This is a genomic window from Pseudoalteromonas sp. PS5 (genome assembly GCF_004103255.1).
GTDB lineage: Bacteria > Pseudomonadota > Gammaproteobacteria > Enterobacterales > Alteromonadaceae > Pseudoalteromonas > Pseudoalteromonas peptidolytica.
Window position 1 is genome coordinate 1 of the sequence record NZ_RCSQ01000169.1, and the last position, 26,132, is coordinate 26,132.

Sequence of the window (26,132 nt, forward strand, 5' to 3'; positions counted from 1 at the left end):
AATTGAGCAAGTATTAAGCCAAATTGGTATAATGCCTTTCTCGCTGCTAGTTAAGACACATTAATTATCCTCAACTCATAGGCTAGAGCAAAGCTAAGATAACTTCAGCTTTGCTTACCTCAAATTGTTTTGGTTGCTCCACATTCAGGCTTGTCACTACACCATCTTCAATCACCATGGCGTAGCGCTGCGAGCGCAGGCCACCAAAAGCACCGGTATCCATGTCCAGCCCAATTGCTTTTGTGAAGCTGCCATCACCGTCGCCAAGCATCATAATGGCTTGTGCATTTTGTGCTTCACCCCACGCTTTCATCACAAAAGCATCGTTTACTGATACACATGCGATAATATCCACACCTTTGGCGGTAAATTCATCTGCATTAACCACAAAACCAGGCAGGTGCGCAGCTGAGCATGTAGGTGTAAATGCGCCTGGCACGGCAAAAAGAACCACCTTTTTACCGGCAAAGCAGGTAGCGACATCATGATTAACCATGCCATCTGCGGTGAGCTCGCTCAGTTGTGCCTGAGGTAGTTTTTGTCCAACTTCAATCATTTTCAATTCCTTCAATTTATACCAATGTTCTTAATTAAGTGGTCTCTTTTGAGGCGAGAAAACCTTAACGTGTTGCTTCACTCAACATCAGAGTCTATCAATACGCTTTATATCGACTTGCGGGATCTCATAGCCTGTAAACAATAGCCAGTTTTTTGTTTCAATAAACTCCAGTCCCCTACTGCGGCTAAAACTGCGCTCAGGCACACGGATAATGTCTTTATGTTGTTTACTCGCAAAGTCAAAGTAGCTAATGCGAAAATCACCACGATGAACAGATAAGTAGTAGATACCTGAACGAGACACTGACCAGCTCGCGCTTGATGCTAAATATGCCCCAGTAAATAAATGCTGATGTTCTTTAGACATCAGATCCATTTTCCACATTTCTTGTTGTTCACTTTTGTATATGTATAAGGCATCTTTGTACTCGATCGCCGTCGTCCCAGCGGTTAACTTAGTCACGGGCTTTTGATGTACCTCTATTGACACTCGAAATATGTCTTTGCCATCTGAGACATATATATGCTTGTCGTCAGAGGACCAGCTAGGCTTGCCATGATACTCAAGACCGGTTTTTATTTGGATCACTTGCTTGTCGGCTACATCCAGTAGCTGGAGCTGACTCCCCTGCGATGATTTAGTGATAAAAACCACTTTGCTGCCATCTTTAGACCATGCAGGATGCAACGCTTGTAACTCTAATTGGGTTAGCTGAACTCGCTCGTCACCTTTGAGGTTAGACATCCACACTTCATCAAAGCCAGACTGATTAGAAATAAAAAGCAACTGCTCTGAACCTGATGAGTAATCAGGGTAACGAAAGCTCACTTGTGAGTGTAAAATTGGAAATGGGGAGCTTGCTACAGCTGCACTTAAATCAAGTTTCATAATAGAAGTATCTATCTCCCAATTATGAAAATAAAGCGCTCCGGAAGCACTGAAATTTGGGTAGCTGAGCCCAGAAAATGGTAGCGAGGCCAATATCTTGCCGTCAAGTGACACTTTATATGCTTTACGTGCACCATGCTCTATAGATGACACCACAAGGTAATTGTCAGTAGGATGCCAAGTCACTCCTCGTAAGTCATCATGACCTTGTAGAAGCGTAATCTCCCGACCTGAGTCCAGCATTTTCAGGTAGAGGTTTTCTAAACCATTGGGTAAGTTGCGACTGATCACGATTTTAGACGCATCGGGTGACATCACAATACTTTCAGGATAGCTATCTTGACAGTTCAACTGGCAATCTAAGACCGTTTCGGTCAGATGAGTTAAGTCAAGTAAGACGACCTCCCCGCCACTACCTTCACTTTTTTTCGCAACAAACCCAAGTAGATTTTTTTCTGCCGAGTAGGTCAGTGTGGTCGTCGTGTTTACAGGGCAATCTGCGAGCACTTTTTGTGCTTTAGTCACTGTATTTAGCGATTTGATGGCACACTTACCCGTTTGCTTTGCAATGAAAAATACCGTTTGGTTGTCTCGCGCCCACACCGAAACAGACGCATTTTCGTTACCATTGCTGAGCTTAACAGGAGGACGGTTTGGATGAGTAAGATCTTTTAAATACAGATGTGCATGACCACCGAGCTTTCGCCATGCAAAGGCCATAAATTGCCCGTTAGGAGAAATACTTGGAAACAACTCTCGCCCGGGGTAATCGGTTACGTCAACGAGCGTGTCATTTGGACGGTCACTGTTCAAATACAGCATTAAAGTGACGACTAAAATACACATAGTTGTCAACAACATGACTTTGTTGACACTTATAAACTGTGCAATATTAGGTTGTACCTCAGGGCTAATAGCTGCGAGTTCAAAATGAGGAGGAACTTTTAATCTATACCCTGACTTACGAATGGTTTCGATAACCTCGTTTTCTGTATTTTCAGCGCCACAATCCAGTGTTTTGAAGGTTTTTCGCAAATGCCAAATAGCATTGGTCAAGGCTTTTTCACCAACAAAAAGATTGCCATCCCATACTTGAGCAATGATCTCTTCACGTGTTACTACGTTGGGGTAGGCACGTGCCAATACTGACAATACCTCAATAAACTTTGGTTGGACACAACACACTTTCCCATCTTTAGACATACTATGTCCAATAGGGTCGATGTTTACGCCTAATAACTGAAAAGTAGTGTCGTGCTGCATGATTTCATCTGTGAATAAGTATGCAATAAATCATACCTAAATTAGTGTCTAAATGAAAAAATTTACACGATGAATGCCACTTTCATATTTAAATCCATCTTAAAGTATTAATTAAACATCTGTTTTAAATGCTTATTTTTAAATAGATATAAAATAGAGCTAAAAACGTTAAAGAATAGATATTGGTATCATTGCATGTACTAAAGGGATGGTCAGAATGAGCAACACTGGTCCAGAATATCGCCTTTTGTTTGTGAAACAGTAAGGCATTCCCCGCCCAGCAGACCCTAAATCAATGAACAACAATTAGAAAAGGGATCACCGTGTTACCTAATAATAAATTAAAACTCATTACCCTATCTATCGCACTCGCATGTAGTCATTCCACAACTGCACAAGCGCAACAGATTGAACGTCAACAGGTAGAGCAAACGAGCTCGACAACCAACACTCAGGCCGAAGATCAGGCGCTTGAAAAAATAGTGATCACCGGATCGAGGATTAAAAGAGACAGCTTTTCGGTGCCAACACCCATTGCAACAATGAATGCGGAGTCTTTGAATGATGCTGGGTTTGGTTCACTGTCGGATATTTTGTTCGAAGAAATGCCGCAAGTCAGCGAAGGAACAGGTAACGGAAACTCGCAAAGTAGCGTTCAGAATACGGGACTTTCTACAATCGACCTCAGAGAGTTAGGGGTTAGCCGCACGTTAACCCTGATTGATGGTCGCAGAGTGGTTTCTAATAGCTACTCAGGCAATTACGTTAGCCTCTCAACTATCCCTAAAGGCATGGTTGACCGAGTAGAAATCATCACCGGAGGCGCTTCAGCTGCCTATGGTTCTGATGCCATCGCTGGGGTGGTAAATATCATTACGCAACAAGATAAAGAAGGGGCAACTTTCCATGCTCGTGGAGGAGAAAGTACACAAGGTGGCGCAGCAGAATACACAATAAGCGCAGACTACGGTACCAGCTACGACGATGGGAAGGGCTACTTCTTTTTCAGTGCCACGTATGATGAAGAAAAAGGCTTAAGTTACTGGGATAGAAAACGTGCCCAACAGCAAGACAGCTGGGACTACGATGAAGAGCGTATGTGCAACGTGATGCTAACAGCAACTTACGATCCCGACACAAAAACAGCCTATCAATGTATGCGAGACATCGACAAATCACAATGGACTAGCCTCAGCGATTCTATCCCCGGTGGCGTCTTTGACGAGTCGAGCAGCTTTAAGCCCGACGCCGGTTTTTGGTACGATGGCACTACGTTAAGAAACGATTGGCAAGAGGAACGCCACGGCATTAACTTCAACCAATTTACGATGTTAAAAGTGCCAGATAAAGATATTTCTGCAGCAGTAAAAACTGAGTATGAGTTTGACAATGAAGTAGAAGCCTACTTCCAATTACAATACAGCCGCAACACCTCACGCAATGTCAAATCACCAGAAAGTGAAGATGAGTGCGATGCGATAGTTACATACGATCCTGCAAACAATCAATTTGGCTCAGATTGTATGGGCCGTATCCCCTATGATAATCCCTATATGCCTGACGCTATCCGCGCAGAAGCAAGTTCAAAAGGCGTAAAATGGGATCGACTGTTCTCAGAAGTGGGAAATATCATCAACGACAATGAAAGAACCACGATTAGGACATGGGGTGGATTACGCGGCTACCTGTGGGATGACTGGGAGTGGGATGTCTCCGTAGGTTATGGCAAGTTCAAACAAGAGCAAAACCGTAGTAACGAAATCTTTGTTGCGCGTGTCAAACAAGCACTCAACGCTGAGCGTCTAGCAGACGGCACCATTCAATGTAAAGATGAACAAGCTCGAGGCCAAGGTTGTGTACCAATCAACTTATTTGGTGAAGGGTCAATCACAGCAGAAGCCGCTAATTATATTCGAGCTAATCCATCCATAACCACAGATATCGATCAAGTTACTGTATCTGGTTTCATCACCGGCGATTTATTTGAGCTCCCAGCAGGCGCTGTAGGCTCTGCTTTTGGTTTCGAATATAGAAAAGACAGTCAGAGTGTCGCTACCAATGTGCCTAATGGCGGTGTAACCTTCAACTATGTACCTACTTTTGATGGTGATGTGAGCGTGCGAGAAGCTTTTGCTGAGCTTTCGTTGCCGTTACTAAAAGATGCCCCCTTGGCTAAGTCTCTCAGTGCAGAAGTGTCAGCTCGTATTGCCGATTACAGCTGGGCAAATACAGGGCTTATCCAAAGTTATAAAGCTGGATTTATCTACGAGCCAATTGAAGGTTACTCAATCCGGGCCAATTGGGCCAGAGCGATGAGAGCACCTACTATCACAGAGCTAATGTCTCCTCCTCGTGGTGATTATGATAGCTTTGATGATATTTGCGATGGCGTTACTGCCACTTCAATGGAACCGGGCCATAATAACTGTAGAAAAGAGGTAGGGATCCTCGCTACCATTGCTGCAGAAGGGAAGTTTGAAGATGAGAATAATGGCTATTCTCCAAACTCAGGGAATAATGAGTTGTTTGAAGAAACAGCTGATACAATTACGCTTGGCTTGTCCCTTGCCCCTTCGTTTATTCCCAACCTTAGAATGGCGTTAGACTATTATGATATTCAAATCGATGACGCAGTTACGGCGCTGGGCAACGAAGATATCATCAAATTCTGTTATGCCTCATCCATGGAATATGGCAGCGAAAATGAATTTTGTCGCGACATCAAGCGTGATGAAGAAGGGCAGATCTTTGAAGTAAATCAGCGCGTTATTAACACTGATGAAATTCGCACCAAAGGTTACGATATTGCCATGGAGTATCTGTACGATGCCAGTGAATATGGCCGCTTTAAGGTAAAAGCGGATTGGACGCACGTCATCGAGTATTCAATCACCAGTACGGGTCCTGATGGCCAATATGAGGATTTATACGAAGGCTACTTAGGCGACGACATTTTTGAAGACAAAGGCGCGATTGCACTGACTTGGTACAAAAATGACTGGCGTGTGCGCTGGAGTACAAAGTACAAAGGTGCTGTGGAAGCAAGTCGCTCTCGATATGAAGATTGGCAAGCTGCAATGACGAAAAATGATGTCCGTTGTGCCGCTGGAGAGTCAAGCTGCATCAGTAACCCTGAGCCACTGTGGCAAGGTTCACTGCCATCGGTTGTCACCCATAGTATCAGTGTAAACTACAGCATGGATTTGAATAACGATCGCTCTTTATCGATTTATGGTGGTATCAACAATCTATTCGATGAAAAGGGACCGTTTATTGTCGGTGGTAGAGGTAACTTTGATAGTGCTTATGGTTCTGGTGTTGGACGCTTTGCGTTCATTGGTGCCAAGTACCAATTTTAAAGTAAATACTGTGGTTTAGGCCACGGTAATTACAAAAAAGCCCCACATTAGGTGGGGCTAAAATCATGATTTTATCGATACAGACTCAGCAAATGTAACGCTCTTACTGAAACGGTAGGCTGCGGTGCTACAGTTCACCGCTAAACAACAAAACCATGTACAACAAGACTGTGAAATACCCCTAAAACGACGTTAAGAGTTCAAACGGTAACCATCTGCTCTAATGTGGACCGGTGTTATTTTGAGGTGCTAACCAATCGCTTTGCCACACATAGTTGCCATGTATGTACAAAAGTTTATCGCCTTGAATAAGCCCCCTATCCGCCTCGGTATAACCCAGCACTTTATCATTACTAATAGGCGAGGTGAGCGCTGCTCGACTGCTACCTCGGTAGGTCAACGTTGAGTCCACTCCTTGCACTACTTCAAATGCAGCCAAGTCGTTAGCAGTATACCAAGTGGAGCTAGCGTCACTCTCTTGTTCGGTAGTCCAATACACAATAGGTAACGTAAATCGCGTCACTGAGTCATTGTCTTTTAGCATCGCCAGCGTACGATAGTCATACTCCAGTGGCGTAAATCCCCCTTCAAAGATATGTGCTTTTAACAGCTTAGGTGCCGCCGGATCAGCCACATCAAATAAACTCACTTGTGTACCTGAAGCGACTTCAGAGTTTGGCTCCGTTACATGTTGCCCAACGCCAAGCAATAAGCCTTCACCAACTGGGTGTAGGTATGAGGAAAAACCGGGTACTTCTAGGCTGCCAACCATTTTAGGCTCTGTAACATCGGATAAATCTAAGACATATAAAGGGTCTATTTGCCTAAAAGTAACAACATAGGCAGTATCGCCAAAATACCGCACGGCGTACACATCTTCATCTACTTGATTGGTTTGTGGGTTCACTTTACCAATTGGGGTGGGATATTTATCATTTGGTAAAGTGGCAACTGTTACCAATGTGTTGCCTTCTGGTTTTAGAATATGCAGCTTGTGGCTATTTCCCATGCTAGTGTCATATTTACTTGTGAACACTCTGAGCATACCGTCTTGTTCATCAAATCGCGTTGCCGCCATGTTACTACTCACCTGTGCGAGCTGACCTTCAACCTCTCCTGTCGCTTGATAAGCTACCCCTTCATTATTTAATGTCAATTGGTGTAATACTAAACCATGAGGTTGCCAAATCGCGGTGTTGACCTCATCAGTGTTATCGGCGAATGTGTAGTTATACAGATATAGCGCCGTCGCTGACATATAAAAGCCCGCGGTTCGGGTGCTTACGCATGTTGTTTTAAAGTCATCAGGAGTGTGAATATTCACTTGGGTTATGGTGGTTAAGCCATGGTAGCCATCTAATGCCGTTGCATCTGCAGGCAGATAGCAGCTATCTGCTGCGACTAATGGTGCTTCTGCGTTTGTTTGTAGGTTTTTAAAGGTAGGGAGCAGTGCGTTGACATCCATATCCATTAGTTGGTTATAGCTTGCTAATCTGTCATTGTCCGTATATCCACTGTAACTCAATGTATGTTCAGCTATTACATACAGAGTATCACCTATTAGGCGGCTACCAACTAGTGAGCCATCCATCCGAAAGCGTTTCTCGACGGCTGCTTGTTCGGGCATGGATACGTCACTGAAAGCCAGCTCTATAAAACCTTGATAATCCACTTGTGGCTGGATTGACTGTATCGATATGTCGTCTGCAAAGTCGTAATCATAATCCATCAATACACTGATTAACTGGTGATCCTGTAAATAGAGGTTTTGGCTAGCAAACGCTGAGTCCGACACAATAAGTTCATTCACTTGTACTGGCACTTCGTCAGCCACAGTATCTAACACTCTAACGAAGGTTTTACTGCTGTCCCCCTCGTAGGCAACCTCCGTCGTCCCAGTAATATACAAATAGCGCCCGTCAAACTTGATCCGGTCGCTTTGTGATACCCCATCCACAAGTTGGTTTGTCCCAGAGTATGGCGTTGTTACGGTAGTAGCGGTTGGGTTTTCCGACACGTCTTCGCCGTTTTTCCCCCCTCCACTTGCGATAAAAATACCATTTTTAACAAACTGACTAAATTGCGCTGTGGAAGATGCTTGTAGCGGTGCCGTACTGTTATTTAGCGCATTGAGCTCTGGCAACGTCTTATTCTCTTCATTGTTGCTGCTACCACCACATGCACTCAAACCTGCAGCAAGTGGCAAGCTCAACCAAATTTTGTAATTCATAATGTTATCCTTGAAAGTTAAGCGTCAATTAAGCCTAAACTTTTACGCCGGCATTTCTGTTATCATCAGCGTTTGTTTTGTTATTTAATGTTACCCTTTCTGGTAATTTGTACCGCGACTGGTAAATTACACATTAGGGCAGGCTGACCACTCACCGCCAAAAAACGACTACCATTTTGTTTTAATACTGACTCAAGTTGAGGAAATCAAACACTGACGGCATTAACGCTTTTTATTTAACGTCACCAACATGGACACAAATGGCTTGGTGATAACAAAATGCGACAGTGGTGTTATCAACACAGCTTTCTGTCATCAAAATAGATCAGCTAACGAAACAAATTTGTATCACTCAAACTGGAGTTTCACATTGAAAAAGTTACTAGTGGCCTTAACTTTGCTGCTCGCCGCCAAGGTAAGTGCCAATACAGTGCCATGTGACGCCAATGACAGCGAATGTACAGCTATTGGCCAATGGCGTTTTGGTGTCGCACTCGGTGGCGGGGTGATCACCAACCCACTACATGGCGGTGATAACATACCTTTGATTGCAGTGCCTTATATCAGCTATTACGGCGAGAACCTATTTTTAGATAATGGAACATTAGGCTATACACTCTACTATCACGACCAATTTGACATCAGCTTAATTGGCACATTTAACACAGAACAAGCGTATTTTGAGAAATTCCACCCGAGTAATATTTTTGTACAAAAAAGTTTGTTAGATGCCAGTGCTGAATTACCTGGAGGTGAGTTTCTCGCGGAGCAACGTGTCATCTCACTTGATGATATTAAGTCAAGGAAATGGGCAGTTGATGGGGGAGTGCTAGCACATTGGATTATCAATGATAATGTCAAAGTAACAGCATCATGGCTGAGCGACATCACCAACACATATCAAGGTTATAATGCGGATATAGGTATAAGTTACCGATTCCGCTTCAATAATACACCAAATGCCCATGCACTCATCAAAGCAGGGCTAAAATGGAAAAGTAGACAATTAATCGATTACTACTATGGTATTGATAAAGCCGACACCCTTAACTCAGCCTTGTGGTATGAAGGTAGCTCAAGTTACCAGCCCTATTTGAGTTTTGCTTATTCATATCCCATAAGCAAATCGTGGACTTTCAAATTTAACGCGAAATATCAACAGCTTGACACTGTTATAACAGATAGCCCGATAGTCGAGGATAGCTATACCGCGACAGTCTTTGTCGGGGGAAAATATGAATTTTAGGTTGTACTTAATAATAATTATAATGTTTAGTGCTTCTAGCACCGCCTCAACCACACCTAGCAATGAAGTTAACTTTGAAATTAAACCCATTACTTGTATGGTAAAGCAAGCAGGACAACGCTGTGAAATGACCGCAAAAATAGCGTGGCAATCTCCCTTCCAAAGAAATTTGTGCTTATTTCAAGAAGAACAAAAACTACAATGTTGGGAGCAAACTGCTGAGGCAAAATCAACACAGACCATCTCGCTATCAAAATCCATGATTTTTAGCTTGAGGGATGCTAAAAATAACATGATTGCGAAACAAACTATCGAACTACACACAAGCGTCAACCAGCAATATCGACGCAAACTGAGAAGCGACTGGAGTGTGTTTTAATGGCAAAAGTATTACTAGTTGAAGATGATGTTAAGCTTGCAGAGTTAACCGCAAAGTTTCTTATTCACAACGGCTTTGAAGTCGTACAATTGCACAATGGCATCAATGCGATAAAAGCGATTGAGGCCGAAAAGCCCGATATTCTTATTCTTGATATCATGTTGCCCGGACTTGATGGTTTCTCCATTTGTAAAGCGGCTCGAAGTGAGTTTAAAGGGCCAGTTTTATTTTTAACTGCCAAAGATAGCGACTTTGATCATGTCAAAGGGCTAGAAATTGGTGCCGATGATTATATTATTAAACCAGTAGAACCCTATGTATTGCTGGCTCGGCTAAACGCCCTATTAAGGCGCACACAAAGCGAACAAGTACAATCAGACTCTATCGTACTTGGCAAGTTACGGATCAATAAATCAGACAGAAAAGTCTACTTATCCAATCATGAAGTAGAGCTCACCAGTTATGAATTTGACTTATTAAAGACACTCGCAGGTCATGCTGGAGAAACCCTCAGCCGTGATTACATTTACAAACATGTAGTTGGACGTGAATACGACGGCTTGGATAGAAGTGTAGACGTACGTATTAGCCGTCTGCGCAAAAAACTCGGTGACAACTTAGAGCAACCGGCTCGACTCATTACCGTTTGGGGTAAAGGTTACCTTTGTTCAAAGTCTGCTTGGGATTAGTTTATCTGTGTTAAAGCTATTACTCAGCTTATATGTAGCTGTGTTTACCAGCATTGTTATTATTAACCAAGTAAGTGAAGCAATTTGGACGCATTGGGTGCATTCTGCACCTGACGAGTTGCGCCATGCAAAAACCATAGCACACACACTGAAGTCCAGTATTTCTCCCAATAGCTTACCCAAAGAGTCAGACACCATAAAAATACTCGATATGGATGATGTGGCTTGGTTGCCAGAACAAGCTAGTACCCTAAAACAGGGTGGTATATTAACGAGTTTTGATGATACCGGCAGTGCTTGGCTGACTTTCAAAATACCAGAGTCAACTTTATTGCTGCAACTAGGGCCGCTCGCCCCTGCAACCTCTGCGACCAACAAGCAATGGCTTATCAAGCTACTCTCTTATGCTGTATTGGCCTTTTTACTCATGTTGTGGATAAGGCCGCTTTGGCTTGACCTTTTACAACTTCGCTATATTACCGAATGCCTCGCTCAAGGTCAGGTGCCTAAAACGACGCGACGCTCTAGATTCTCTGCTATCTCTAATCTTACAGAGCAAATCTACCACTTAGCATCGCAAGTGGCACGACTGATTGACAATCAAAAGCTATTAGTCAACGCTGTGTCTCATGATCTGCGTACCCCTTTGGCTAGACTTAAATTTGCTCTTGCAATGCTACCTGAAAACAGTCGAGAGCAAGGCAATGATATGGCTGATGATGTGTTGGAAATGGAGGCGATGATAGATGAAATGCTGGCCTATGCGCGGCTAGAATTTGAAGTAAAAAAGCTGGAGCTGATCCAGCTTAGCCTTAATGAGTTAGTTCAAGACCAAATAAGCAAGCTAAGTAAACTCACTGATAAACAGGTTTCCTTTCAAGGCAGCTGCGATGAAATTATCCTCCTAGCCAACCCACATTATTTATCTCGCGCTATCCAGAATATTGTGCAAAACGCAGACAAGTACGGCGACTCAGCCATCATGATCCGTACCGAAAGTGACAAAAAATATGCCTATATTCAGGTCGAAGATGATGGTAATGGGATCCCAAAATCACAGTGGGAATCCGTATTTGTGCCCTTTTCTAGACTTGATGCAAGCCGTAGCAAAGGCGGTGGAGGGTATGGACTTGGCCTTGCAATTGTACGCAAGATTGCCACTTGGCATGAGGGTAGCTGTCATGTTGGTTGCTCAACTGAACTTGGCGGAGCTAAGTTTACCTTTATTTTGCCACTCGCACATCGCACAAGCAGTTACTCTGGCACCAATGCGAATTAGAGTAGATAATGGCCCAGAGTTTACTTCGACTATGCTGGAAACGTGGGCGACGGAAAACTGTATTAAACTTGAGTTTATAAAACCTAGTAGCCCTTATCAAAATGGCTTTGTGGAGAGGTTTAACCGAAGTTACCGTGAAGAAGTGCTAGATTTATACTTGTTTGAATCACTGCAAGAAGTACGTGAAATCATAGATGAGTGGTTAAGTATTTATAATTATGGGCGGCCTCATGATTCACTTGGTGATATGACACCAATTGGTTACCTTGAGGCAGCATAAAATTCTACGAAAGAGCTGTACTAAATTGGGTGGAGTTACATTTTACTTTTTGAGTAACAATTTCCGGATTTGAAAAACTGAGTATTGAAGGTTTCTTACCATATTTAATTATCTTAAATTTATAGCTTCCCTTGGAAGATGGGTCTGGTAATCCGGAAATTGCAACTGTTTGCGGACTATACTGTGCCAAAACACAATTTTTTAGATCCTTTGCTGATGCATAAACTGAACATGTAAAAAGTCCTAACGACATCATAAAAAGCCGGAATTGGGGGCTGGTAAACAACATATTTTCCTTATATTTTAAATATACTTAGTCGACTAATATTTCATAAAGGTTTAAACGAGATCGAGAAAGTTATAACGCCGCGTTAAGTAGTGGGCAATGGTATTACATTCATAAGGAAGCGTAAAAACAACATGGCAATACGTTCTCTTGCTGCTTTTGTATCCTCCTTGCAGTTGCCATTCCTTGACACTGTGGACAATGGTGCAGACTGCTAGAGAGATATTTATTACTCTAAGCTCGGTTAATACCTTCCACGACCTGCAAACTCAACTTCGGCCATCTCAATGGCTCCGCGTTTTTGCATCGTAATAAATAAACGCTTGCCATTGTTACCGCCAAAAGCAATATTGGTTGGGTGTTTGCCTGTCAATTTAATTTCTTTAAGTAATTCACCCTCTGGTGAGACTACAGCAATAAAACCTGCACCGTAACGAGCAATGTAGAGATTGCCTTGGTTATCTGCACGCATGCCATCTAAACCAAAATCATTAAACGTAATCAATAGTTTCTTGTTACTAATATTGCCTTGTTCATCTATGTCATAGCGCCACACTTTGCGTTGTACGCTTTCGTTCACGTACAGGGTTTTATTATCAGGACTGACTTCTATACCATTCGTCGTCCCCATACCCGCTTCGAGTAAAGTTACTTCTCCTGCCGTGTTTATACGCCATAAATTACCGCTGCTGGCTTGCCAGTTTGGATCACTAGCAAACAGAATGCCATTATCCATAATCGCAAGATCATTCGGTTGGTTCATGCCATCATGGTGTGCAAATACACTCACAAATTCTGATAAATCACCGCCTTGTTTGAGCGCGCTACTGGTGACTTTCAGAATATTGTGGTTGATGTAATCAGCAATATACATGTTCCCTTCTTTATCAAAACGAATACCATTACCAATAGAGCCATTTTTGAATGTCAGTAGCGTTTCTACTTGACCCTTTGCCGTTACCTTGCCAATACTTCCTTGTTGTTGATAGTTCACCGCATACAACACTCCTGCGCTGTCAACCGCGGGGCCTTCAATACCTTGCGTAAACACGCCATCAACGATCCAGTCCTCGGTATCTGCATTTGTATTGGCTATCACACAGCCGCTGCTTTGTAGTAACAAAAAGCTCAACAAAATTTTTTTCATGATGTTCCTATTCAATGCTTATTTACTGATTGGCAATGAAGATAGAGCGTTCGCATCGGATAAATACCCGTAATGACGATTTCATCCGTCAAGCTCTGTAATGCCAATAACTGTTGATTTAAGTTCGAAGTTTGTGAAGGTTGTAAAGCCCCTTTACACACCTCCAGCACGTGTTGGCTAAGCTCAATCAATTGCAATACCTTGAGCGCAGTTGCGTGTACTTCAGTCAGTTCTGGGCGATGCCGTAATAAGCTTGCATCCTGTAGCTTCATTTGCCAGTGTTGTAACTGCTTCTCAATTTGGACTAATGCAGCGACATCTCCTGCAACATACCGTGTAACTAATTGGTCAAGTTCTCGGACTTGGCGACTTTCAACGCCAAGATAGTCAACAAACCGATTGAGTGGTGCTCTTTGATGATATTCGTCCTGTAAAAATTTAATATGATGACGTGTGTAGTAGTGACTTGGCTCAACAATCTGTGCAATATGGGTAAGTAACTCAAGTGTTTTAATACGCTCTGACTCACCTAGTGTTGTGCTAATTAGTGAGTTAAAACCCAAGCGCTGTTGCACTTTATGCTTAAGCCCAATAACGCGATGCGAAAAGTCACTAATATGCTCGAGCCGTATATACATGGCGTCGCTATTAGTGAGGCTTTGTGCAGACCATAAACGTTCAGCGATAGCAAAAAGCCGTGGCCAAATTCTGACATCAAGATTATGCTCAGTAACCATTTCGCTCCAAATTGTCGCTTCTCCCCCTAAAATCAGGGCATGATTATCACGACTAAGTGAGACCGACACATTTACAGGGTCTGGGTTACTTATACTTGCAATAGTCAGAGGGTAGCGGCTGTTACCTATCATGACTGCACCGCTGTTTATAGTTCGGTTAAACTCAAATTGTAGTGGTCCCATCCAGCTGTCCATCGTCGCGATAAATTGCTGCGTCTCACGTGTGATTGGTTTATCCGTTTTAACCAATTGATGCAGATTGCTATTTAGCTTAATCAGCACCTGCTCACCCAACACCACCAATTCTCCTTCAATTGCGCTGCCTTTTAAGCGTGGAACAGTAAAGGCAAGACTCATCACACGTGGCTGTGTGAGGTTAATTTGCGGTTTTTCTGGTAACGGATCGTTACGGTAGTGGAATGACGAATACTGGGGTTGATCGATATAAAAACCCGTTGACAATATGCCTGCATACCTAGCTTTTGCTACTGCATTTAACGAGTCATGACCGCGCCACGACTGTACTAAAATATCTTTAGGCAGTGCGGGGTGAAAAATTTCATCCCATCCCATCATCGTTCGCTGATATTTGGCGATTAGCTTTTGTACACGTACATTAAAGTAGTTTTGAAGATCATGGCCGTTTTTTAACTGATGCTGCAACATCATCGCTTGTATTTCACTATTTTCAAGCCAATGCGCAGGCTCAACTTCATCACCGCCAATGTGAAGGTAACTATCAGGAAATAAACTCACCATTTCAGCCAGTAAGTTATCAATAAATACATACACTTCAGGGTTGGCAATATTGAGTAACGGTTTGAAAACGCCCCATTGGCGCTCCATCTCATACGATTTAACCTTGGCCATTAACTTAGGATACGCCACGGCTATAGCGCTTGCATGACCAGGCATGCCAAATTCAGGCACCACGCGAATACCTAAAAGGCTCGCGTACTCAATTACCTCCTTAACTTCAGATTGGCGGTAATAGAGCCCATCAGAGGCCATTTTGGTTAACTCCGGGAACACCTTGCTTTCTATACGCCAACCTTGGTCGTCAGTTAAATGCCAATGTAATACATTCAGTTTTGCAGCAGCCATGCCATCAAGTTGGCGCTTTATAGTTGCAATTGGCATAAAGTGACGAACACTATCAATCAGCAGGCCTCGCCAAGTAAAGCGCGGAGCATCTGTAATACTGGTATAGGGAAACGACAGCGGGTTGAGAGGATCCTCCGTCGCCAGTTGCAGTATGCTTGAGATGCCGTGTTGCGCTCCAAAAACTGATGTTGCCAATAGGGTTATCCCATTTTTATCTATGTTTAGCGTGTAGTCTTCTGGCTCCCCCAGTTGAGGCATGCTTAATTGGGTTTCAGCCTGTTTTACACGAATAGTTAAATCTGCTTTCTCCCCCTCAACAACGCGTAAAGCAATAGGCTTTCCTGCAATACGCTCAAAGTATTGCGCTACTCTAGCAAGCTGAAACGCTTTTCTCTGTGATCCAAAACCATGAACTGCTATTTTTACTTCGCTGTTGAGCGTGAGTGTGCCTGTGCCCATTTCGATTTGTTTTGGCATCGGCATAAGTGGCAGTGGCGCTGCCGCTACTGCAAATATGGGTAACAATATGCTAAATAGGGTAATACTAAAGGGCATTTTCATAATGACATTCCTGCGTCTCTAGGCTCGGTAGTAAGTGCTCAGGGATCAGCGCACCGTGATGTTGAATAACCTTAGCCGCCACTCGGTGAGCAAAACGCGCAGCTGAACGCAACTCAGTGCCTAACAGCCACTGTGCCATAAACCCACCAGCAAATGCGTCTCCAGCGCCACTGGTATCTAGAATAAGCGTTGGTTTTATATGCTGCGCCGCAATATAAATGACTGGAGTATCATTAGAAGAAACCAATAGACATGGCTTTGCGCCTTGACGTATCACTAAAATTTGCGGCTGCATGCTTCGTTGTTGGTGCAAAGATATAATGTCATTGACGCCTTGCGTGCCGTATACGGCATATTCATCCTCATCAGTCAAAAATGCAATATCTACTAGTGGCATCAGAGCCAAATAGCTCTGCTTTGCCTCAGGGCTAGACCACAGCACCTGGCGGTAATTATTATCAAAAAATATCATACCACCGGCTTCTTTAAACATGGCTAATGCTTGGAATAAACATCGCCTTTGTGAATCACATAAAATGGCAAGACTTACCCCTGAGAGGTAAATCGCATCAACCTGTTTATCTTGTAGTGCTTGTATGAGGCGTTGCTCTCTATTGAAATACGCTTTTACTGGGCTTTTATCGCGGGCAAAGGTAAAACGCCTTTCACCATTATTATCAAGAGATATCCAATATTCACCCAAACAACTTTCTGGTGTGACTATAATGTAATCCTGATTGATATGAGCGGCTGATAGCATCGCGGTCAAATCAGCACTGGCACCGTCGGTGCCCAAAGCAGTAGCATAACTTACTGTGATTTCGTCATGTTTGACTTGTCTGAGTAATTGCGCCAAATACCAAGCGGTATTAAAAGTGTCGCCACCAAACGCAGTCACCCCATCAGCATTGTGCTCCACCATACATTCACCAAAAAAGACTATCCGTTTTATCATTGGCTTCATGAGGTTACTTTTACCTCTTCTGACAGCTCGGCGTTTCTTGGTTTGGTCACAATGCTCGTCAATACCCCAAATAGTAGCGCACTACACAACGCCGGAATAATTGGGTTACCAAAAAAAGCCAACCAGCTGTTATTTGCCCCCACAAGCAGCGCAGCAATAAAACCAGCAAGTAAAGTGGCCAAACTACCTTGCCAGGTATAGCTTTTCCAAAAGCGCCCCAACACTCCCATCACACAAAGCCCTGCCAATACAAGCGAAATCATCTTGGTGATATAGCTGATGATATTATTTGATAACACTGCAATAAATAATGCCAAAAAGACTGTAATTAACATGGCTATTTTTGATGTTAGTAGCAAGTTGCGCGGCGTAATATTACTTTTATACCACGCTAAATAGATGTCAGAGACCAATACACTCACACCAGCAATTGCATCTGAACTGGCACTCGACAGCGTTGCAGAAATCCCCGCCAGCAAAATTAAACCACCTATCAGTACAGGCATCGCCGTCAACGCTAAATAAGGAAAGGCAAACGCAGGGTTATCTAAATTCGCGTTCACGGCATAGGCTCCTATCCCTATCACCGCAGGAATAAGCGAAAACCCTAAATAAAGCACTCCTGAGATAAAAAATGATGTACGAATACTCGCTATACTTTTAGCCGAATAGATCCGCTGGCGAAACGAGGGGGTTGCTAAGACGCCAACCAGCACTGCAAGCGCCATGGAGATTGCTGGCAACATACCTATATTTTGATATGAAAATAGCCCCGCATCTTTGGCAACCGTCACATTGGTTAAACTTTGCCAGCCGCCTACCACGTCAACAACAAAATAACTCATTAGCAAAAAGCCTGAGAATAAAATAATGGCTTGAATGGCATCCGTCCATACTACTGCAGAATACCCACCTAAGGTCACATAAACGGCAAGTCCTATCCCTATAATGAGCTTAGCACTGGTTTCATCAAGTCCTGTTAACCAAGCAAGGTACATGCCTCCACCAATTAAATGCGCCCCCAACCAACCAACGCTGGCAGCATAAATCAATATTGCTAGTATTTTTTTAACCATTTGATGGTTACCAACATAACTTGCCAACTCCTCACTCATCGTTGCAAAGCGCTCAGCCCTGACTGGAGCAAATAACCAGGCAAGTAATAAAATCCCCATTGCTCCACCAACTCCATAAAGCGTGCCTGCCCAGCCATGTTGATAAGCAAACCCTACCGCTCCCATCGATGAGCCAGTGCCAACCATAGTGGCAACGGTTGTACCTAATGTCAGTAATAGTGGCACTTTACGCCCAGCCAATAAGTAGTCACTATTTGAACGTTGCCATCGCGATGTCAACCAGCTCACTATTATCATCACCGACAAGTACAACAGAAAAATAAGCAAATACATTTGCTGGTTATCCATCATCTCTTCCCTCTTGTGCAGCTTTGTATGGCTACGACTGTTGGTCTTTATAACAAGTAACGTCAACCTCTACTTTGCAATCCACGACCAAATCAGCCACCATACAGATCCGTGCAGGAGGGTGTGCTGAAAAGTACTCAGCAAAGACCTTATTAAAAGATTGGAAGTATCTTGCATCCGTTAATATCACCGACACATGAGTGACATGCTCAAGGCCATAGCCTGCTTCAGTCATAATCGTGATGCAGTTTTCAATCGCTAGGCGTGACTGCTCAACGATCCCGCCTTCGACAACTTCCCCATCTCGCATCGGTGTTTGCCCTGAAACCTGAAGCCAACCACCAGCCTCAACTGCTCGTGCAAAGGGTAAATGTTGCCCTCCGGTTCCTGTACCGCCCTCAGCACCTATTCTTCTTATTGTCATATTAACCTCTTGATGATTTTAATGAGTTTTAACGATTTAAAAATCGCCCTGCACGACCAAATTCGCAGATGTTATCTAGTGTCGTGCCTTCCACATAGCTAAGGGTACCGTTCACCCACACTTTCACTATCCCTGTCGCCAGTTGTTTTGGGTTGCTGTAGCTTGCTCGATCTAACACCCGCTTGGGATCAAACAAAACCAGATCAGCAAAGTAACCCGTTTGTATACTGCCACGTTGTTTTAACTTAAAGCGGGCAGCTGGCAGCGCTGTCATTTTATGGATGGCCAATGCCAGCGGTAGCGACTTTTGCTCTCTACAATAATGTCCAAGTACTCGGGGAAACGTCCCCCAAAGCCTTGGATGAGGATGAGGATCGCAGGGTAAGCCGTCAGAGCCAACCATACTGTGCTCGTAACTTAGAAATTGCCGCACATCATCTTCCAACATACAATGATACACCGCCCCTGCGGGTTGCAGACGTTTTGCGGCGTCAAGTTGCGATACTTGCCAATGCAAGGCTATGTCTGCCAAGCTCTGCTGTGCCAGCTCAGGGTACGGCTCAGACCAAGTAATAAAAATATCCGTATCACCTGTCACTTGATTTAGATCTAAAGTGCTAGCGCTTGCGGCATAAGGATAACAATCACAGCTTATTTGATGGGTTTGCCGATGTTGCTCAAAATGGGCTAAAACTTCAGGCGCTCTTCCCCAATTTTCTTGGCCTGCACATTTAATATGTGAAATAACTAGCGGTAACTTGGCATGCTGAGCTGTAGAAAACGCCTCATCCATTGCCCGCAGCACCCCCTGAAACTCTGTACGCAGATGTGTGGTATAGATGCCACCAAATGGTGTAACAACCTCGGCCAGAGCGTTGACTTCGGCTTTATCTGCTCCTTTGGCATTATAGTAAGCAAGCCCAGTGCTAAGACCTATTGCCCCTTGCATCATTGCCTTGTGCAATAAGTCTTTCATCTGATTAATTTCTTGTGTCGTGGCAGCGTGAGATAGGTCATCCATTACCTGCGCCCTTAGTGTGGTATGTCCAACTAGCATGGCCAAATTCACACTTGGCGCAGCCTCACTGAAAGCCCGCTGATAATCCTTTAGTTCACAGTAGACAAACTCAGCGCCTTCACCTAGAAGGTTAATTGGGTCTACGGGTGTAGAAGTTGGACTATAAGGCACAGCACTGATCCCGCAGTTTCCAGCAATAACCGTAGTCACACCTTGACTTACCTTGCTTAGCATGTGCGGCGCTCGCAGTACCTCAAGATCATCATGAGTATGCACATCAATGAAACCGGGTGCCAACACTAATCCCATGGCATCAATATACTCTCTTGCAATAACATGAGCACAATCACCTAAAGCAACAATTTTATCTCCATCAATGGCAACATCGACTATCTGCGCCTTTGAGTGTGGCGTAAAGTAAACCGTTGCACGCTGAATAAGAGTATCCACATGGTTGGAAGCGCCAGTCATTAATCCCCCAATGGAAAACGTTTATCTGCAGGTGGTGAGTTACTACTTTTATCTCTATGTTGATCTAGCTGAGTCTTTAATCGTCTGAGCTTCTCCCTTGAGCGCTTTTGATTACGAATAGCAACTTCGCTTGATAGAATATCTATCGCAGCCATCATGGCATAACGTGCCGCGCTCGGTTTGAAGATATAATCACTTTCTTGGGTTTTGATTGGTAAATGGTGATCAGCTATATTCGCTAAATCACCGTTCGGACAAATTGCGATAATTTGCGCACCATATTCTTTCGCTATCAAGGCGGAATCGCTCACATCAGGAGAGACGCCACTGAGCGATAAACAAATCACCACATCTCCTTTGTTTACCGTCGCAGCAACCATGCGCATCATCATCGGGTCGCAATGGGCATTACTGAGCACGTCTAAACGAAATAATCGATTTTGACACTCTTGTGCCATCAAGCTACTGCCACCGCCAACACCAAAAATGAGGCAATGACGTGTCGCACAAATTATCTCACTGGCTTGCTCTACCGTTGCTTCGTCGATTAATCCAGCATTGAGGGTCAAAATCTCTTGGATCGAGGTATAAACCTGAGAGATTTTTTCTTTTTCGATAGGCTCAGCACTCGTAAAGCGCTCTCCAATTGCCGCTGATTGCGTAAGCTTAAATTTAAGGTCACGTACGTTATGACACCCTAAACTACGTGCAAGGCGTGTAATACTGGCATGACTCACTTGCGCTTTTTCAGCTAACTCACCAATAGTAGCGCTCGCTGCAAAGGTCAATTCAGCCAAAATCAACCGTGCGACTTTCTCTTCAGCCGGACTAAAATGACCCAAACCTTCTTTAATTTTGCTAATAATATCCACTACGTCGCCTTATACCATTTGTCTTAATACTTACTCAATTTGAAGGAGTAATTGGGTATTAATTAAAAATAGGTTGAAATAGTATGAGTGATCACCCAGTCCTGCTCAACGACGCCAATTTCCCGCCATTTATCGAAAGTAAGGCAAGGGTGGGATGTTGAAAAACAAATCATATCGCCCACTGCCACTTCACATTCAGGCTGCACACTGACCAGCGCATGTTGATCCATGATTTTTTCCACTTTAAGCGCGCCATTTATCTCTCGGAGCTGCTTTGCGTGTACAGAATACATCAGCTCAGGGGTTGGCATGCCAGCATCAAAAGCCACATCTCTTTTGCCCAGTCCAACGATTATCATGTTCGGCTCAGGTGTAGAAAGTACGTATGCCCAAATGCTTAAACTTGACTGCAAACTATCACCGATATCGCATGCAAGCTGGGATCGCGACAATACCGCATGTTGAGCATCCTGATAGATACCAGTATCGTGAATTAGGTAGCAACCCGGGCGCAGTACCAACTGAAATTGCTCAGCATATGGACTTTGATTAAAAGTACTTGCCACAACATCGTACCATGCAGAGCCTGCGCCCGAGATGATAGGCAAGGCCTCTGAAAACACACCTTGCTGCTGTAATCTCTTCGCCGTTTTCATCACCGCATCAACAAATTGCTGGATTTGCTCCTTGGCATCATCGCCATGGATCACTCCTTCATAAAATCCAATGCCTGCAATATTTAAATAAGGATAAACTTGGCATGCTTCAGCTAGCTCCCCTAACGTCTTAAGATCACGCCAACCAGCACGCCCTCCCATCACACCCACTTCCAATAAAATGGAAAGGCGCACCGAGTATGCACTAGAAAACGCCCCAAGCGCTTGGGCATTGTCAATAGAGTCCACAAAACAATAGAGTTCAACGTCAGTATCACGGAGCATGTTTGCAACTTGTTTAAAGTGGTACAAGCCGACAAGTTGGTTTGCTAAGATCACCCGCTGCACTTTGGCAGCGACGGCCACAGATAGCTGCGCTACCGTGGCTACGGTAATAGCCCACGCACCGTGGGCTATTTGCAACTCAAATAACTCTGGAGACATTGTTGTTTTACCATGAGGAGCTAAAAGGGCTCCACTTGCTTGGGTAAACTGTGCCATCCAATGGGCATTATGGGTTATTGCCTGCTGCCTAACTACCGCAACAGGCAAACTGACTTCTTCAGCCAAAATATCCCATCCTCTACCGTTTAGCTTATCTAGATCTCCAGAACCCTTTGTCATTACTCTCTTCATTGAGTTAGCTTCCTACTTAGCTCATACCAATCCAGGCCACAGCGTTAAAAAGTGGCACGTACACTTAAAGCAAAGCGTCTGTCGGTGGTGAAGTTGAGCGCTTGTGTCTTAGTACCACTCTGATCCATCTGATATTTAGTTTTGGTCTCTGTGTCCAAAATATTGCTAGCCTCAAAGCCAACTTTCCAATTATCGTTAATGGTGTAGTAGAGACTTGCATCTACCATCGCTGACGCCTCTGCGTATGCTGGTACATACTCTTCGGACTCTCTGAGTGTTAATAAGTATTCTGAGCGCCATGTGTAAGCAAGACGAAATGAAATGTCTTCATATTCGTACATACCAATGATATTGAAGTTTTGATCTGAGTAGCCCTGTAGCGGCAAACCACTAAAAACCCTAAACGTATTACGGTTATCATCTAGCGGGTTGCCATCTTCGTCAAATCCTAGCGTGCCTTTCGATATTTCGTTTGGATCTTCCAAACCGTTTTGATCGATATAAGTGAAATTAAATTGTAGCCCTAGACCGCTCCACGCACCCGGTAACATGTCGTAAAATTGCGAGTAAGAAAACTCTACCCCTTTGATAGTGCCTGAGCCAGTATTGGCAGGGCCATAGGCTGATACATTGTATTCTTCACTGCCATAAGACACGTCAAGGTCGAACGCTCGGTCACGAATAATGTTATCTAACTTTTTGTGGAATAGTCCCAAAGTCACGTATCCTGCGGAAGCAAAATACCACTCAGTGGTTAAATCTGTATTAATCGCTTCTTCAGGTTCAATATTTGGATTACCAGAAAGCGCCGTCAGGTTTATATCATCCAGCCCGACAATAGGATTTGTGACCTCATCGTAATCTGCACCAGGCGTCTGTAGCACAGGTACATAATCCAAGTTAAGAATACTAATATTTCTTGCCGCTACTAGGCTTGGATAATACAAAGCTTTTGACGCACCAAAGCGCACTACTACATCTTCGGACACGCCAAAACTAAGGTTTAAACTGGGTAACACTGCGCTGTAGTCAGTACCATCCACCGTACTCAGTTCCGACTCACCTCCAGCAATGTCGTAATAGCGCTTGTATTGCGGTTGCTGCATCACGTTATTTAATGAACTGCCCTCTTCTCCTCGCTTAATTAATGCCGGTTGAACCAATGCGCCTGTTGACTCCAACTGGTAGTTTACGTAACGCAGACCAACATTACCAACAACCGGAATACCTTGAAACTCAATGTCAAAGTCACCGCGAACATAAAACTCTGTGCGTTTCTCGTTCGTTGCACTGACATTATAGGCAGCAAAAGGTCCCTCTACTCGATTAGGTTTATCTTCATAAGGAACATAAGTGCCAGAACATACCCCATTATTTGCCGCACTAATGGTGGCATTATGCCAGCCCTCACGACACCCTTGGCGTAAAGATGCCGCATAATTCTTTACCAACTCCATTCGAGGAAATAAAAAGTCATTGACCGTACCCATGAGTACTTTCCCATCGTAATAATCTGAAAAGTCAACACGTTCAAATAACTCAGGACGATTAACAGCAGCTGCCGCATTACGGTCATCTTGGATCCATGGTGTCCCAATGGCAGACCAGCCTTCATAGGCGGTATCACGAACGGTTAAGTCTTTATCTGACATATAAAAACCTGAACTTACACTGGTAAAGTGACCATCAAGTTCATATTTAAAATCTAATTTAAAGCTATCTGACTCTGCCGTATTTCGCTCAACCTGCTCCATGCCACTGCCTAAAAAGACGTTAGGCACAGGTCCGTTCCAATCTTCATTCGGTGACCAGCCAGCAGTGAGCAGGTTATCACTTAGAAACTCTACGGTAGGTCTTGAACCACGCATATCTAGGAAGTAAGGCGCAACAACATGAACATGATTGCCTCGGGTCTGTCCTGACATACTGTAGTTTTGTACGTCTTTATCAGAGTCGATGCGTTGATAGTCAAACTCTACCGTTAACCTGTCTATTGGCTTTAGGGTTAACTTAAATGAGGTGTCTTTGACTGTATTTTCATTATAGTTCCAGCGGCTACGGTAAAAAAATGGAGTTTCTGGACTCACACCTAACGCAATGCCCGATGTCACAAAGCCACCTTCGGTGGTAAGTGGGAAGCCATTTTCCACATCGTCCATCCAATTTTGTGACGAGCCCATATAACTTTTAAATCCTTGCGCCGCTTGGCCTATTTGACGTTCATTCCATTCAAGCGATGCCTCAGAATAAATATGCTCTATGGTTGCAACAATGGTTTCATCAGCGTTTGCCCACTGTAGCGATGACGTAACACCTGTTCTTTTGCGGTCATTCGTCGCAGTGCTCATATGTATAGCGACAGGCACATGCCAAACGCTACCTTCAGGTTGCCCAGGTAAAGCGGGGCCATCTACTGGAGATGAGGGGTCAACGCCTGTTATGCCACCCCATTGATCTAAGGTAGGAACAAAGGAATCCCCTCGGGAGTGGAAATTACCTAAGCCAACACCATCGCCTCGAGTTTGATATTCTGATGTAGAAGCCGCAATAAGAAACCCAAATTTGCCCCCTTTGGTTTCCCAACTATCTGAGAAAAGTGCAGAAAATGAGGGGGTTACTTCATCTCTAAAATCGCCATAGTTCGCTTTTGCATTAAAGGAAATAAGCTGCTCATCAGAGTCAAATGGTTTACGTGTAATGAGGTTTACCGTGCCGGATATACCACCGGAGATCAGATCCGAAGTTTGGTTTTTAACCACTTCTACCGCACCGAGTAGCTCGGCAGGAAAATCTTCATAACTTAACCCTCCTGAAGGGTTGGCACTAAAAGCATCTCTGCCATTCACCTCAGATCGAACTCTATCCAAACCCCGAACCAATACGCCAGTACCTTCATCGGCATAATGCTTAGGGTCATCTGATGATGCAAAACGTTCGATGGTCACACCGGGAACACGTTGTAACGCCTCTGTCACTGATTTGTCCGGTAATGCACCAATATCTGAAGCTGTGATTACATCCTTTACGGTGTCAGCAAAACGCTTGATGTTTTGCGCACTATTAATGCTACCTCGGATCCCACGCACTTCGATAACTTCAATAGCTTCGTTTTGCGACTCAATACTGACATCGCTGTCATTTTTTGCCGCAGTTTCAGCGAGAACCCAAAAAGGAGTAAGTCCAAATAATATGGAGGATACAGCGACACTCAACTTACTACGCTTTGGGTTGTGTTTACCAATATCAGTGACTAGGTTTGACATTTTATTGTTCCTTTTCTTTTTTTAAACCAGTAGCAGAGCCGTTATTAATATTGCGACTCTGAGAAACTTAAAACTGCGGTACGTGCTACCAAGGCTGCGCAGCGAGTGTTACTTACTAACACAAAAAATAAATCTTATTGTTACTTTTTAACATTTCAGTGCAAAAAGTAAACTGCTGTTTTGTATTAATATAGGAAAAAACCTCTATCACATTGAAAAATAAAAAGTTAAAATTAATTACAAATTAACAGCGATAGAATAGCAATCGAGCCTTTAAAGCCAAAAGATCTCTACTTATACCAATTTGACTTAATACTTGCTCAATTTGAAGGAGTAAATCTGACGCTAACAGCGTTAAAAATTTCTTTTTAGAACAAATAAATAGCAAAATTTTTGC

At 43.7% G+C, this 26,132-nt stretch carries 17 protein-coding genes and 2 pseudogenes; 6 read left to right on the forward strand and 13 right to left on the reverse strand.

Annotated features, from left to right (window positions below; translation table 11 throughout):
• Positions 1–82: 82 nt before the first annotated feature.
• Positions 83–556, reverse strand: coding sequence for a peroxiredoxin (locus D9603_RS18595; RefSeq protein ID WP_128732424.1), 474 nt, complete (start codon positions 554–556; stop codon positions 83–85).
• An 87-nt stretch (positions 557–643) separates the two neighbouring features.
• Entirely contained in the window at positions 644–2,710 is a 2,067-nt protein-coding gene (locus D9603_RS18600; RefSeq protein ID WP_128732425.1) for a winged helix-turn-helix domain-containing protein, read from the reverse strand.
• A 323-nt stretch (positions 2,711–3,033) separates the two neighbouring features.
• On the opposite strand from D9603_RS18600, the gene D9603_RS18605 reads away from it, so the two are divergent.
• Entirely contained in the window at positions 3,034–6,069 is a 3,036-nt protein-coding gene (locus tag D9603_RS18605; RefSeq protein ID WP_128732426.1) for a TonB-dependent receptor, read from the forward strand.
• Between the two features lie 220 nt (positions 6,070–6,289).
• Here D9603_RS18605 and D9603_RS18610 read toward each other — a convergent pair whose 3' ends face one another.
• Positions 6,290–8,299, reverse strand: a complete 2,010-nt coding sequence (locus D9603_RS18610) for a beta-propeller domain-containing protein (protein ID WP_128732427.1) — start codon at positions 8,297–8,299, stop codon at positions 6,290–6,292.
• A 370-nt stretch (positions 8,300–8,669) separates the two neighbouring features.
• On the opposite strand from D9603_RS18610, the gene D9603_RS18615 reads away from it, so the two are divergent.
• The 5 genes and pseudogenes from D9603_RS18615 to D9603_RS21715 all read left to right on the forward strand — a co-directional run.
• The gene (locus D9603_RS18615) at positions 8,670–9,545 is read left to right on the forward strand and encodes a MipA/OmpV family protein (protein WP_241651712.1); all 876 of its coding nucleotides are present in this window, start codon (positions 8,670–8,672) and stop codon (positions 9,543–9,545) included.
• A 22-nt stretch (positions 9,546–9,567) separates the two neighbouring features.
• A complete protein-coding gene (locus D9603_RS18620; RefSeq protein WP_241651713.1) occupies positions 9,568–9,924 on the forward strand; it encodes a DUF3019 domain-containing protein in 357 nt (118 codons plus the stop codon).
• Positions 9,924–10,613 carry a response regulator gene (locus D9603_RS18625; protein ID WP_128732428.1) on the forward strand — a complete coding sequence of 230 codons (690 nt, stop codon included), beginning with the start codon at positions 9,924–9,926 and terminating at the stop codon, positions 10,611–10,613. The genes D9603_RS18620 and D9603_RS18625 overlap by 1 nt, the downstream gene beginning before the upstream one ends.
• A 7-nt stretch (positions 10,614–10,620) precedes the next feature.
• The gene (locus tag D9603_RS18630) at positions 10,621–11,892 is read left to right on the forward strand and encodes an ATP-binding protein (protein WP_128732429.1); all 1,272 of its coding nucleotides are present in this window, start codon (positions 10,621–10,623) and stop codon (positions 11,890–11,892) included.
• A pseudogene (locus D9603_RS21715) lies at positions 11,879–12,172 on the forward strand (integrase core domain-containing protein); the annotation flags it as partial. The gene D9603_RS18630 and the pseudogene D9603_RS21715, both read left to right, overlap by 14 nt.
• A gap of 375 nt (positions 12,173–12,547) precedes the next feature.
• Here D9603_RS21715 and D9603_RS22215 read toward each other — a convergent pair.
• The 10 genes and pseudogenes from D9603_RS22215 to D9603_RS18685 all read right to left on the reverse strand — a co-directional run.
• Positions 12,548–12,662: pseudogene (locus tag D9603_RS22215) on the reverse strand (IS91 family transposase); the annotation flags it as partial.
• Positions 12,663–12,702: 40 nt separating this feature from the next.
• The gene (locus D9603_RS18645; protein ID WP_128732431.1) at positions 12,703–13,605 is read right to left on the reverse strand and encodes an SMP-30/gluconolactonase/LRE family protein; all 903 of its coding nucleotides are present in this window, start codon (positions 13,603–13,605) and stop codon (positions 12,703–12,705) included.
• Positions 13,606–13,616: 11 nt separating this feature from the next.
• Positions 13,617–16,007: a family 20 glycosylhydrolase gene (locus D9603_RS18650; protein WP_241651714.1), complete on the reverse strand. Its 2,391-nt coding sequence runs from the start codon at positions 16,005–16,007 to the stop codon at positions 13,617–13,619.
• Positions 15,991–16,971 carry a sugar kinase gene (locus D9603_RS18655; protein WP_128732432.1) on the reverse strand — a complete coding sequence of 327 codons (981 nt, stop codon included), beginning with the start codon at positions 16,969–16,971 and terminating at the stop codon, positions 15,991–15,993. The genes D9603_RS18650 and D9603_RS18655 overlap by 17 nt, the downstream gene beginning before the upstream one ends.
• The gene (locus tag D9603_RS18660) at positions 16,968–18,398 is read right to left on the reverse strand and encodes a sodium:solute symporter family protein (RefSeq protein WP_128732433.1); all 1,431 of its coding nucleotides are present in this window, start codon (positions 18,396–18,398) and stop codon (positions 16,968–16,970) included. Before D9603_RS18660 ends, D9603_RS18655 begins: the two co-directional genes overlap by 4 nt.
• A 28-nt stretch (positions 18,399–18,426) precedes the next feature.
• Complete coding sequence (locus D9603_RS18665; RefSeq protein ID WP_128732434.1) at positions 18,427–18,819, reverse strand: RidA family protein; 393 nt, start codon at positions 18,817–18,819, stop codon at positions 18,427–18,429.
• Positions 18,820–18,847: 28 nt separating this feature from the next.
• On the reverse strand, positions 18,848–20,308 hold the full coding sequence (locus D9603_RS18670) for a D-aminoacylase (protein ID WP_128732435.1): 1,461 nt from the start codon (positions 20,306–20,308) through the stop codon (positions 18,848–18,850).
• Positions 20,308–21,180 (reverse strand): MurR/RpiR family transcriptional regulator, encoded by an 873-nt coding sequence (locus D9603_RS18675; protein ID WP_128732436.1) that lies wholly within the window; start codon positions 21,178–21,180, stop codon positions 20,308–20,310. Before D9603_RS18675 ends, D9603_RS18670 begins: the two co-directional genes overlap by 1 nt.
• 62 nt (positions 21,181–21,242) lie before the next feature.
• Positions 21,243–22,460 (reverse strand): alanine racemase, encoded by a 1,218-nt coding sequence (locus D9603_RS18680; RefSeq protein WP_241651715.1) that lies wholly within the window; start codon positions 22,458–22,460, stop codon positions 21,243–21,245.
• 56 nt (positions 22,461–22,516) lie between these two features.
• Positions 22,517–25,735 carry a TonB-dependent receptor gene (locus tag D9603_RS18685; protein WP_128732438.1) on the reverse strand — a complete coding sequence of 1,073 codons (3,219 nt, stop codon included), beginning with the start codon at positions 25,733–25,735 and terminating at the stop codon, positions 22,517–22,519.
• Positions 25,736–26,132: the final 397 nt, after the last annotated feature.